This window comes from Pseudomonas citronellolis, from assembly GCF_900112375.1.
GTDB lineage: Bacteria > Pseudomonadota > Gammaproteobacteria > Pseudomonadales > Pseudomonadaceae > Pseudomonas > Pseudomonas citronellolis.
In genome coordinates, this window is record NZ_FOLS01000013.1 from 51,292 (window position 1) to 63,712 (window position 12,421).

General features: G+C 67.1%; 10 protein-coding genes. All 10 read right to left on the reverse strand.

Annotated elements, in window-relative coordinates:
* Positions 1–4: 4 nt before the first annotated feature.
* Positions 5–1,123, reverse strand: coding sequence for a WD40/YVTN/BNR-like repeat-containing protein (locus BM060_RS14045; RefSeq protein ID WP_074980639.1), 1,119 nt, complete (start codon positions 1,121–1,123; stop codon positions 5–7).
* Positions 1,124–1,171: 48 nt separating this feature from the next.
* On the reverse strand, positions 1,172–1,915 hold the full coding sequence (locus tag BM060_RS14050) for an SDR family NAD(P)-dependent oxidoreductase (protein WP_074980640.1): 744 nt from the start codon (positions 1,913–1,915) through the stop codon (positions 1,172–1,174).
* Positions 1,916–2,143: 228 nt separating this feature from the next.
* A complete protein-coding gene (locus BM060_RS14055) occupies positions 2,144–3,277 on the reverse strand; it encodes an FAD-dependent oxidoreductase (protein ID WP_074980641.1) in 1,134 nt (377 codons plus the stop codon).
* Positions 3,278–3,311: 34 nt separating this feature from the next.
* Positions 3,312–4,475, reverse strand: coding sequence for an alpha/beta hydrolase family protein (locus BM060_RS14060; protein WP_074980642.1), 1,164 nt, complete (start codon positions 4,473–4,475; stop codon positions 3,312–3,314).
* Positions 4,476–4,497: 22 nt separating this feature from the next.
* Positions 4,498–4,881 carry a Rieske (2Fe-2S) protein gene (locus BM060_RS14065; protein ID WP_074980643.1) on the reverse strand — a complete coding sequence of 128 codons (384 nt, stop codon included), beginning with the start codon at positions 4,879–4,881 and terminating at the stop codon, positions 4,498–4,500.
* A gap of 10 nt (positions 4,882–4,891) precedes the next feature.
* Positions 4,892–5,824, reverse strand: coding sequence for a VOC family protein (locus BM060_RS14070; protein ID WP_074980644.1), 933 nt, complete (start codon positions 5,822–5,824; stop codon positions 4,892–4,894).
* 26 nt (positions 5,825–5,850) lie between these two features.
* Complete coding sequence (locus tag BM060_RS14075; RefSeq protein ID WP_074980645.1) at positions 5,851–7,713, reverse strand: phytoene desaturase family protein; 1,863 nt, start codon at positions 7,711–7,713, stop codon at positions 5,851–5,853.
* A gap of 81 nt (positions 7,714–7,794) precedes the next feature.
* On the reverse strand, positions 7,795–9,165 hold the full coding sequence (locus tag BM060_RS14080; RefSeq protein ID WP_074980646.1) for a DUF1329 domain-containing protein: 1,371 nt from the start codon (positions 9,163–9,165) through the stop codon (positions 7,795–7,797).
* Positions 9,166–9,183: 18 nt separating this feature from the next.
* Complete coding sequence (locus BM060_RS14085; RefSeq protein ID WP_245323040.1) at positions 9,184–10,860, reverse strand: DUF1302 domain-containing protein; 1,677 nt, start codon at positions 10,858–10,860, stop codon at positions 9,184–9,186.
* A 59-nt stretch (positions 10,861–10,919) separates the two neighbouring features.
* Positions 10,920–11,906, reverse strand: a complete 987-nt coding sequence (locus tag BM060_RS14090) for an SMP-30/gluconolactonase/LRE family protein (RefSeq protein ID WP_245323039.1) — start codon at positions 11,904–11,906, stop codon at positions 10,920–10,922.
* Between the last annotated feature and the right edge of the window lie 515 nt (positions 11,907–12,421).

Here is a 12,421-nt window from a genome sequence, read left to right on the forward strand (position 1 = left end):
CTCTTCAGTGCTGCGCCGGCATGGCCGGCTGGGCGATACCTTGCAGGCTGCTGACCAGCAGCTCGCCGGCGGCGTTGCGGAGCATTGCCGTGGGTGCCGGCAGCGCCGTGCGCGCCAGCGGCTCCAGGCGCGTGCCGGACGAGCCGCCCTGCCATAGCTGGCCGGCCTGGTCGAGGAGCAGCACACTACCATCGCGCTGCAGCTGGCTGGCCACCACCGACACCGGTTGTGGCAGCGCCAGCCGGCTCCAGCTCTGGCCGTGGTCGTCGGAACGGAAGGCATTGCCGCGCAGGCCGGCGACCACCAGGCTGTCGCCGTGGGCGCTGACGGTGAAGTAGCTGCCCTGGTAGGGCGTGTTCAGGCGGGTGAAGCTGGCGCCATGGTCGGCGGAGCGGAACACCCTGCCCTCCTCGCCGACGATATAGAGGTAGGCTCCCGCCCCGGCAATCGCATACAGATGCCGTGAGCCCGGGTTGTCGAGGCGGGTGGAAAGCGACTGCCAGCTGCGGCCGCCATCGTCGGTTCGCAGGATCAGGTTGTAGGCGCCGATGACGAAGCCGTGCTTCTCGTCGGCGAAGTGCAGGTCGAGGAAGGGCTTGTCCGGGCCGTCCTCGACCAGGCGCTGGGCGTTGCTCACGGCACTGGACTGGCTATCGGCCCCGTCGCGCGCCTGGGCCTCGTCCAGCACGAGCTGGGCTGCCTGGCCGCCGCGCAGCTGGACACTCCAGCTCAGGCCGCCGTCGTCGCTGTGCAGCACGGTGCCGAAATGCCCCACGGCCCAGCCCTGCTCGGGCGTGGGGAAGCGCACGGCGGTGAGGGTCACGCTGACCGGCACGCGTGCCTGGCGCCAATGCCTGCCGCCATCCTCGGACAGCAGGATCAGGCCGCGCTCGCCCACCGCCACCAGGCGCCTGCCGGTGTCCTGCAGGGCGAGGATGGCCGCCTGTTCGAAAGACTCCGCGTGCAGCGCAGGACGGCTATCGGCATCGGCCAGCGGCAGGGCAGCCGGCGCACCGGCACCGAACGCACCGCTGACCAGAACCAGGGAAACGGCAAGGATCGATGAACACCATGGACGCGTGGCAACGCGGCGGCGCGAGCCGCTGGGCAAGGCAATCTGCATGACGCTGACTCTTGTAATTGTTATGGCGGTGACGGCGCTGCGGCGTGATCAGAACACCGTGCCGCCGTCGGCGTTGAGCACCTGGCCGGTGATGAAACCCGCCTCTTCCGAGGTGATGAAGGCGAGCAGCCCGCACAGGTCTTCCGGCACGCCGTTGCGCTTGATCAACTGCTGTTCGCACACCGCGGCGAACAGCGCCGGCGGCAGGTTCTTCTCCGACGCCGCGGTGCGCGTGAGCCCTGGGGAAATCGCATTGACGGTGATGCCCTGCGGGCCAAGCTCGGCGGCCAGGGCGCGGACCAGGCCGATACCGGCCATCTTGGTGGTGATGTAGGCGGCGAAGTTGGGCATCGGATTGCCCACGGTGCTGGAGGCGATCTGCACGATACGGCCGTATCCACGGCTGGCCATGTCCGGGGCGAAGCACTGGGCCAGCAGCAGCGAGGCCTCGACGTTCACCGCCTCGAAGCGCCGGAAGCATTCCAGGGTCAGTTCGGCGAAAGGAACCAGCGGCATGTAGGCGGCATTGTTGACCAGGATGTCGCAGCGCCCGAAGCGCTCCAGCACCTTGCCCGCGAAGCGTCGCAGGGCCTCGGCGTCGGCCAGGTCGAAGGCCTCGGCATAGACTTCGGCGCCCAGTTCGCGCACCGCGGCGACGGCTTCTTCGGGGAGGCTCAGGTCGGCCATGGCCAGGTGGCATCCCTGGCGGGCCAGGTGGCAGGCGAAGTGGTGGCCCAGGGCGCCAGCGGCGCCGGTGATGACCGCGACGCGGCCTTGGTGAGTACTCTGCACGATGAGTCTCCTGGTTGTTGTTCTTGTTATCGGGGCGCCCGCTTGGCCGCCCGGCTCTATGGCAACGACCTTATCGCCCGCCTATTCATTCGGGAAATCGTTTGTCGGAATCCAAGGTATCCATGGAACAAATGAGTCAACGCTCCCCGCCCAAAAGCGAATGCCCGTGCCTACCACCTCCCTGGCAAGGGATGGGCGGGCACGGGCATTCGGAGCGGCCGGGGCCTCTCAGATGGGTGCGCGCAGGGCCTCCTGGGCCGTGATCATCACCCGGGTGTGCTCTTCCAGCGAGCCGCCTTCCTGCTCGATCTGCCCCAGCCGCCCGGAGGCGCGCACTACCAGGCTGGCGCGGTCGAAGTGGCGCCCGGCGTAGGCCGTCAGCGCGCCTTCCAGCGAGTGCCGCCGGCCCAGCTCCTCGGCCAGGACGATGGCGCCCTCGATGGCGATGCCCGCGCCGGACGCCAGGTGCGGCGTGGTGGCATGCACGGTGTCGCCCAGCAATACGATGCGCCCCTTGTGCCAGGGCGCCCCTATCATGTGCCCGGCCAGCGGCCGGTACAGCAGACGGTGGTTGCGCAGCGAGCCATCGAGGATGCCCTCGCGGATCTCGGCGACCTGGCCACCGAACTCCCCCAGCAACTCGGCCAGCTTGCCCGGCCACTCCTCCGGCGGAATGAAGTCCATGCCCTCGCGCTTGTCGAGGACGAACAGGTAGCATTCGCTGTCGCTGATGGGGTTCACCCCGGCCTTGGTGGTACGCCCCATGTAGACCGTGGAATTCTCCCTCTGCCGCGGCACCACGGCACGCCACGAACCCTGCCCGGTGAAGCGCGGGCCGGGGAAATCAGGCAATACGAGCTTGCGCACTGCCGAGTTGACCCCGTCGGCGCCTATCACCAGGTCGTAGCGTTCGCCAGTGCCGTCGCTGAACAGCACGTCCACCCCTGCCTCGTCCTGGCGCATGTCCCGGAAGCTCTGCCCCAGGCGTACGCGCACTCCTGCCCGCTCGGTCGCCCGGGCCAAGATGCGGGCCAGCACCGGCCGCAGAATGCCGGCCGCCCCCGGCAGGTCCTCGGCGCCTGGAATGGCGGCTATCGGCACCGTGCGGGTGACGTTGCCGTTGGCGTCACAGATGTCGATGGCCCGCCAGGAGCCACCTTCGTGCAACACCTCGTCGACCACGCCGATCTGCCGCAGGGCACGCAGCGTCGGCCCGCTGATGGTGATGCCGGCACCGTCAGGCGCCCAGTTCGGGTTGATCTCCACCAGCTCGACGGCGATGCCCTGCTTGCTCAGTTCGATGGCGGCGCACATGCCGCCGATCCCCCCACCGACAACGAGCGCACGCTGAATCAGTGCCATGGTCTTTCTCCTGGATGCATCTGTGCCTGTAGGCTCATTCGGTGGTTCCGCCCAGTCGTTCCGCCAGCCAGTCGGCGATCAGGGCTCCGGCATTGCCGGGGTTGTCCAGCGAGCTGTGTTCGACGCCGCCTTCGCGGTCGGTGAAGACGATCAGCTCCTTGTCCGGGCTGTTGACCAGTTGCTCGAAGGTGAGATGGGCATAGCGCAGGGGGATCTGGCGGTCATTCTCGCCGTGGGTGACGAGGAAGGGCACGCGGATGCGCTCGAGCACCCCGTCCAGGTGCATGTGCTCGGCCCTGGCGAAGAAGTCGTCGAGGTCGCGGGCGCCGAACACCCATTGCACGTGCTTCCAGTAGTGCGGAACGGGATTTTCGCCCTCGCGCTTCAGGCGTGCCTGTTGCACGGCCCGCCAGTCGTGGTTGGCGCCCCAGACCGCGCCGCAGGCGAAGCGCGGCTCGAAGGCCACGGCGCGCGGACAGTAGTAGCCGCCCAGGGAAACCCCGAGCGCGCCGATGCGACGAGGGTCCACCTCGGGGTGTGTCTCCAGCCAGTCGACCACCCGGCTCGCCCACACCTCGGTGTCATGCACCGCCGGCATGCCATGCAGGCGCAAGGCTTCGCCGGTTCCCGGCTGGTCGATGAACAGTGCCGACAGGCCGCGCTCGGCGAACTGGCTGCCCATGACACTCTTCTGCAGCATCTCCTTGGTGCTGTCGAGGCCGTTCATGATCACCACGATGGGCGCTCGGGCTCCGGGGGCAAGGCCCTCGGCGCGAACGTAGAGGCCGCTGATGCAGGCCTCGCCATAGGGAATCTCGACCCGCTGGCAGTTCTCGTGGCGCAGCTGGCGGCTCTGCTCGAAGAGTTCGAGCGAACGCTTGTACAGCGCCAGGCGGTGCTCGTAGCCGTGCGCCTGCATGCGCTCGGCGATGGTGTAGTACAGGGCGGCGCGCCCCAGCTTGTCACCCGCGGAACGCTTGCGCCCACGCGCCAGGTCCGCGTCGGCCAGTTCGACCAGCTTGTCGCCGCCGCCCTTCCAGGCCTGGAAAAAAGCCTCGGTGCCGGGGTCATCCCCTGCCCTGGCGACGTCCAGCAGGGGGGCGCACATCGCATCCACCTCCCCGATGTTGCCGCCGTGGGTCAGGGCGATCATCGTCGAGAGGCTCCAGACATAGTTGGTGGGAAAGTACTGAAACATGGGTTCGACCTTTAGCTTGAAATCAGGGATGCCTGGCCACGCGCCGCTGCGGCGCCGGCGCGGCCGGGAGTTGCCGGGGAATCCACACGCCGCCGTCGGCCGCCACGCGCGCCTGCACTGGCGTCAGGCGCTGGCCGACGCAGGGTCCGGCGAAGCAGTGTCCGGCGCGGATGTCGAAGTGCGCGGAATGGGCGAAGCAGACGATGTGCTGGCCATCGCCGGAGAGAAACATGTCCTGCCGGTAGTCCAGCGGGCGATGGTTGTGCGGGCAGTCGTTGAGCCAGACGAACACCTCCTCGCCCTGGCGCACCGCGAATACCCGGTCGTCCCGCCCCTCGCGCAACAGGCCCCGGGCGCCGCCGTCGGGAATGTCCCGGAGCAGGCAGAGCAGTTGTTCATCCGGCATGGCCGCTTCCTCACTCACCCGGCGCCCATTTGTCGATGGCGTCGAAGAGGAAGATCTGCGAGTTGTCCGAGCCGGGGTCCATCGCCCGTGCCGCCCACAGTTCGTCGTGCTGGTCCATGTCGGCGTCCATTTCCATCACGGCGCCAAAGGGGCTGTTGAAGTACCAGAAGTAGTTGCTGCCCATGATGTGCCGCCCCGGCCCCCAGAAGCTGCGATAGCCCTTCTTGACGAAGCGCCAGCCCTGCTGCAGGACCTCGCCGGCCGAGCCCAGGTGGAAGGTGAAGTGGTTGCAGCCGACCATGTGCTCGTTCTGGCTCTGGATCATGAACAGCGTGTGGTGATCCAGGGTGCCGGCCGGGCGCATGAACGGGCCGAGGTGGTTGAAGCGGTCGGTGACCACGAAGCCCAGGCGCCGGTAGAAGGCCTCGGCCTTGTCCACGTCGGAGACGAAATACACCACGTGCGACAGCGAGCGCGGTTCGATATGGGCATCGGGGTCCGCGGCGCAGTCGTTGGGGGCCCGCCCCGGCGCCTGGCCCGGCACGTTGAAGCCCAGGTAGCGCGCCTGGATCGGCTGCCGGCGGGTGACCATGAAAGCCACGCCGAAGCCGCCGTCGTCCAGGCAGTGCAGGCTGCCATCGGCGTCGATGCGCAGCTCCCGGTCACGCCCGAGCTCGTCGCGGATCGCCGCCAGCGTGGCCTCGTCGGCCACGCCATAGACGGTCTCGCGCAGTGAAGGCGAAACCGCCCCCGGCGGCAGCGGTGGCAGGCCGGGCGCATCGCTGCGCCGCACGATGAGGCCGGTGCCATCGAGGGCGACGTAGACGCCGCCGCCCGCCGGGTCGTAGTCCTGCACGCGCAGGCCATAGTCAACCAGGTACTGGTGGGCGCCCTGGAGGTCTTCGACGCCGAAGACCAGGTATTCAAGACCGACGATATTCATGGTGCTTTGCTCCTGTCCCGGATCGCTCAGGACTGCTTGGCTTTGCGGAACGGCAGGCTGGCGAGAAACGCCATGTCCTTGAGGCTCAGCATCTTCAGGCCGGCCCGCGTGGCGGCGCCGTCCAGCCGTGCCTCCATGGGCAAGGTGCCGAAGCTCTTGCCCTTGATCACCAGCTCGTCGCCGACCCGGCAGATCGACTCGACGTGCATCAGCTCCTCGTCCGCCGGCCCGCGCAGCACCATGCCCTCGCGGGCGGCTGCGGCCTGGCCGGCCGGTGGCGGCAGGTCCTCGCGCACGCCGGAGGAGACCGCGCCGAAGTCCATGCCCAGTTGCTCGAACATCTTGATCGCGGTGGCCCGGCCGGCGCCGTAGACACCGCCGCCGGGATGCTGGAACGGACCGGCGAGGTACAGCCGCTCCACGCCGGGCACGGTGAACTGGCCGAGGTCCGGCGTCGGACGGTGGCCGGCGCTCTGATAGAAGTAAGGCGCCACGCCATGCAGGTCGCCGCGCATCATGCTGTTGGGGCTGGAGCGCTCCAGGTCGACCGGGCTGACGATGCTGCGGGCGATGATGTTGTCGCCGGTCAGGTTGCTCACGAACTTGCGGTAGTGCTCCAGCGACAGGTCGCCGATCTCTTCCTTGAAGTCGTCCCAGTGGCGGTCCTTCCAGCGCGGGTCGTTGACCTTGTAGGGCGCGAAGGTGATGCCATGGAACATGCCGGCCCCGGCGGGGACGCGGGTCTTGTCGCCGATGCTTTCATCACCGCCGGCGCACAGGCGGCGCTGGCTGATGTAGCCGCGCTTGAGTTCGTCGAAATCGGCCAGCATCTCGTCCAGCGAGTCGGTGGCCATGAACTCCAGCATGGTGGCGTACCCCACCTCCTCGCCCGCGTGGTACTTGCAGTTCTCCTTCAGGTCGTAGTGGCTGACCATGATCGAGAACGGCGCCAGGGTCGCGCGTTCCGCCCGCGCCAGCACCGGCTCGGGCACACCCTCGACGAACTTGCGCACGACGTGGGGGTGGATGGCGCCGATCACCGCGTCACGGGCCTGGATGGTCTCGCCGCTGCTCAGGCGCACGCCGCTGGCGCGGCCGCCGCTGGTGAGGATCTGCGCCACCTCGGCGTTGCAGCGCACCTCGCCGCCGTGGGACTCGATGCAGCGCACCAGCGACTCGGTCAGCTTGCCGCTGCCGCCGATGGGTTGTGAAACGCCGTAGGTGTGGATGATCCCGGGCATCAGCAGCACGCCCATGCCGGTGCCCAGTTCGTTGGGCGCCTGCAGGTTCTCGCTGACCAGGCGCAGCAGGTGGATCTTGATCTTGTCGCTCTCGTAGAGCTGGTTGACCAGGTCCAGGCAGTCGCGATTCATGTAGTCCAGCATCAAGCGGCCTTCATCGCTGCGGTCGAGCATCGCCACCAGTTCGCCCAGCGGCGGCGGCGGCGCGTACAGGCCGGGCATGAACATCTGCAGGATGTTCTGGCTGAGCTTCACGAAGTTGCGATAGGTCTCGGCATCCTTCGGCGAGACCTTGGCGAAGCATTCGCAGGTCTTGTCGACGTCCCTGTAGGTGAACAGCGCCGACTGGTCCGGGAAGATGGTGGCGTGCGGCACCGGCGAGTAGTGGTACTTCAGCCCGTGCTGGCTGAGCAGGCCCAGTTCATCCTGGCGCAGCATCGGGTTGCCCTGGATCATGATGTGCACGCTGGAATGCTCGTCGTGCCAATAGCCGGGGGTATTGAGCTGGCGCGTGGTGACGCCGCCGCCGGGATAGCCCTTGCGCTCCAGCACCAGGACCTTCTTGCCCGCCTTGGCCAGGTAGGCCGCAGCCACCAGGCCGTTGTGCCCGGCGCCCATGGCGACGATGTCGTAGGGGGTATTGCTCATCTTCAACTCCTTGCTGAATCGGGAGGGAACGGCCGCTGGCGACCGTTCCCGGCCCCCTCGCGGGGGCGGGACCTCAGGTACTCAACGAACCCCTTCGCCGGCCATCGCTTCCGGGGTGAAGGTGGTTTCCGGATAGGTCGGCACGATCTTGTACTGCTCCTTGGAGTCGTTGAGCATGCCGTCGAAGTACCAGCTGCCGGAGATCAGGTCGTAGAACCCGAAGCTCTGCGGCGACGCGGTGGCGGGAATATCGGGCATCACTATCGGATCGGCGAAGCCCATCTGCCAGAGCTGGCCATTGGCGTCCCAGTGGTCGGCCAGCACGGCGATCCAGGTGTCCTCGTCGACGTAGTAGCGCCGCTTGGGCGCCAGGTGGCGCTTGCCGGGGGCGACCGTGGCCTCGACCACCCAGACGCGGTGCAGTTCGAAGCGCATGTCCTGCGGGTTGATGTGGTGGTCCAGCAGCACTTCCTTGGAAGTGCGCTGCAACAGGCGGTTGGTGTTGTAGGGGATGTACATCTCCTTCTTGCCGACGATCTTCCAGTTGAAGCGGTCCAGGCGGCCGGTGAAGACGTCGGTCTGGTCGAACATGGAGATGCCCGCGCTGGCCGGCGTCGGTGTGTCGCAGCAGGCGTTGGGCAGCTTGCGCACGCGGCGCTGGCCGGTCAGGTAGACCCACGACTGGGTGCTGTCCGGATCAAGGTTCTCGTGCCCGGTGATGGCCTCGCCGGCACGGATCGGCGGTCCGTAGTTGAGCATGCGGATCATCCAGTAGTTGTTGCCGTAGCGGCTCTTCAGCTGTTCCGGCGAGCCTTCCTTGAGGTAGTACGGCATCTCGAACGACCCCGAGGCCAGCACGCTGGGCACGTGGTTGCCGTTGGCGGTGGTCTGCACGCCGCGCACGTCGACGTGCCAGGACGAACCACGCCAGCGCAGCAAGTGGTTCCACATGATCTCCTCGGCACTTTGCGGGATCGGGAAAGGAATGCCGCCATAGGCACCTTCCAGCTTGCCGTTGTCGAGCCTGGCGCTGGAGGCGTTCTTCAGGGTGTTGTCATACACCCACTGAGGGGCCGCGGCGGTGCGGTGGCTCGGGTAGACGTCGATGCGGAAGCTGTCCGGGTACTTCTGCATCATCGCCTTGACGCCTTCGGAGAGCTTGTCGGCGTACTGGCTCATGTTGCCCGCATTGATGCTCAGCAGCGGTTTCTCGCTGGCGAAGGGATCGGGGCGGCGGCCGCCGTTGACGAAACCGGGAATCGGCTGGGTGTAGCCGCCGGTCCAGGCCGGGATGCTGCCGTCGGCATTGCCGGCCTTCTCTCCTCCCAGGGGAGTCAGGTCCTTGTTCAGGCGCTCGGCCTCCTGGGGCGAGACGGCGGCCAGCGCCAGGGAACCGAAGGTCAGCAGTGCGCCTAGGATGGCCGTGCGCAGCGGCAGGGAGTGGGCGTTCATGTCAGTTCTCCAGCAGGATCAGAAGGTGCGACGCAGGGTCACCGCGACGAAATCGCGGTCCGCCAGGTTTTGCTTGTAGGAACCGTGGCCATCGGCATCGATGGCGTTGTCCACGGGGCCGAAGTAGTGGGTGTAGGAAACACCGAAGCGCCAGACGTCCAGGTAGGTGGCGTTCAGCCCCACGTTGAGGTCGCCGACATGCTCGCCGAGGAACGAGCCCACCACCGCCGAGTTGCCGTCCAGGCCGTAGCCCACCCCCATCGGCACCGAAAGGTCGAGGCCCGGGTAGACCTGGCGGTATTTCGGCTCGTAGACCATGCGGATGTTGGTGGCGTCGCGGTCGGCATTGGGGTTCAGCGCGCTGCGGTTCTTGGTCACGCTGCTCAGGCGGTTCCAGGCGATCTCGCCCAGCAGGTCGGCCTCGTTGGAGATGAAGTTGGGCCCCAGGCTGGCCATCCAGTTGACCTGTGCGTGCACCGAGTTGCCCACCGCGTAGAGGACATTGCCGTCGCCATCGGCGGTACCGGTGGAATCCACCTGGGCATCGCTGCTGAGCGGGGTGTTGCGGCGGATGGAAATCTCCCCGGCGACGTTCACCTCGCCGAAGGTACGCGAAGCGCTGGCGCCGAAGGAGCGGACGTCTTCCGGGTAGACCCAGCGATAGCTGCCGGCGCGGTAGCCCGAGTCGGTAGCGCCGGCGCCGACGCCCGGCAGGATGTAGATCTGCGGGGTCTTCTCGTTGTAGCGCACCGCGTACAGGCCATAGTCCACCTCGCCGACACGGAAGCGCAGTTGCACGCCGCCCTGCCCCGAGTCCTTGGCCTTGATATCGCTGATGCGGCGGAAGTAGCTGCTGCCGTCGCTGGCCAGCAGCATTCGTTCCGCACCGTTGCTGAGGAAGTCGACACCGGAGAAATAGCTGCCGGCGCCCGGCAACAGACTCTTCTCCCACTCCAGCTGGTAATAGGCGCCAATGGCGACGTCCGGGGTGAGCTGCAACTGGCCGGACAGCTGGTTGACCGGGCGCATCAGTTCCTTGAACTGCGTGTTGGGTACCGACTGCGCCTTCACCACATCGATCGGCGCCTGGGCGTTGGCGATGCCGTTGCCGCCGAAGAACAGGCTTTCGCCCCACAAGGTGGTATGCCGTCCGAGGCGGCCGGTCAGCGGCATGGAGCCCAGGTCGAAACGGCCGAACACGAAGGCGTCTAGCACCTCCGCGTTGCCGCCGTGCAACTTGCGCGTGCCGGAGGTGAACTCGTCATGGTCCACCGAGATGGCGTTGGCGGTGGCCGGCGAGTCGTTGTCGTTATGGCCGTGGTACTCGGTGTCGTACCAGCCGGCGCCGCTCACGCGGAAGCCGTAGCGCTGCTGGTAGGTCAGGTCGAATTCGGTGAGCACGTCCAGGCGATTGGAGATCAGCCCCTTGTCGAAGTTGCGGTCGCCGTCGTCGGTGTTGGGCCAGTTCGCCTGGGGCTCGCGAGTCAGGCGCGAGTCCTGGCCCTTGACGCGGAACGCAGTGGAGTACTTGGCCGTGGTATCCCAGAGCACCTTCAGGTCCGGGTTCTCGGTGTCGAGCATGAAGGCTTCGCTGGAGGCGCTGCCGAAGGCGGCGATCACCGCCAGGGCCAGGGTCTGGCCGCGCACGCCCGGGCACAACCGGGACTGGTACTTCGTGTGTCGCATGGGTTTCATCGTCTGATCCTTATTCTTGTTTTGGGACAATGTCGGCGCTCGGCGCCCCGGGGCTGCGCCTAGCGCCAGTGAATCAGCGCCTGGCCGGCCACCGGGGCGCGGAACCAGGGGATGCGGGTGCCTTGCAGGCTGCCCAGGTAAACCGTCTTCAGGTCGGAACCGCCAAAGGTCAGGCTGGCCATCCAGGGCGCGAGGGTGCCGCGGGCCGCGGCCATGATCTCGGGGGTCAGGGTCTTGTCGGCGTAGTGCCGGTTGAGCCGCGCGGTGGCCTGCGGATCGCCGTCGTCGAGCAGCGTCAGCACCTCGCCGTCGGGCGTGATGGCGATCAGCTTGTCGCTCATCACCAGCGTCACCCAGAGGTTGCCGTAGCTGTCGAAGGCGAAGCCGTCGGGGAAGCCCTCCAGTTCGCTGGGCCCATAGATTTCCCGCTCGCCCAGGGAGCCGTCGGGACGCAGGCGCAAGCGCGAGATGCGCCGCACGTTGCTCTCGACCACGTAGAGCCATTGCTCGTTGTCGTCGAAACGAATCTCGTTGGTGCCGCCGAAACCCTCGGCGACGATGCGGATGCCCTTCTCGTCGATCACCCCGATGTAGCCATCGAGCACACCGGAATTGATCGAGTCGGTCCATGGCTGCATGGTCGTGGTCACGGTGAACCAGATGCGCCCCCTGGAATCGAGCAGGGGGAAGTTGGTCTTGCCCAGCGGGCGACCGTGCAGGTGGTCGTGCAGTACCTGCAGGTGGCCCTGGCGGTCCAGGCGCTCGATGCGATCCAGGCCCCAGTTGCAGATGATGAAGTCGCCCTCGGCGGTCAGCGCCAGGCCGTTGGGCAGCGAGGCGCCCTGGGACTGCACGTAGCGCTGCTCGAAGGACACCTCGGCAACCGCCGCCTGCTGCGGCGCCAGCAGCGCCTGGCTGCCGTCGGCGCCGATGCGCATCACGCCTCCGCGGGCATCGGCGGCCCAGAGCGTGCCGTCGGGCTGCGCGACTATGCACTCCGGACGTTGCAAGTCATGCCCGATGAACTGGATGGCTTGCCGCTCCACTTGCCATCCCTTGAGAGGATTGTGTCCACCCATCATGCGATACCTCCGTGCTGGACTGCTGGCGCCGGCCGTGCAGCCGCCATCGACGGCGCAGCCGGACCTCGCCGGGCCTTTCGGCCGGCACCAGGTGAGTCGGGTAATGGAACCTGTGCCCGCGCTGCGCCCGGACGAGGCGTCAGATCGACGGGTACGCGGGGGTCATGCCCAGGCGGCGTCCCGGCGCGGTCGCGCGCATTCGGGAGGCCCGGGCGGATTCAGGAAGGAGTCGGTGAATGCCGGGCCAGAACTGGCCGGCAGCGAAGCGCAAGGGGCAAGGTCCTGCCCGGACGTACCTGAGGCGTGGCAGCGCATGGTCATCTCCGGTTTTCGTTCTTGTTCTGTACGCCGCGGCAATCGGCCTGGCGTCTTCCCCTGTCGGTTCTGCGACGGGGCAGTGACGAAATTACGCAACCCTGAACCATTCGGGAAATTTTTAATTGACATACAAACCATAACTGCGATGGATTGTAAAAAGC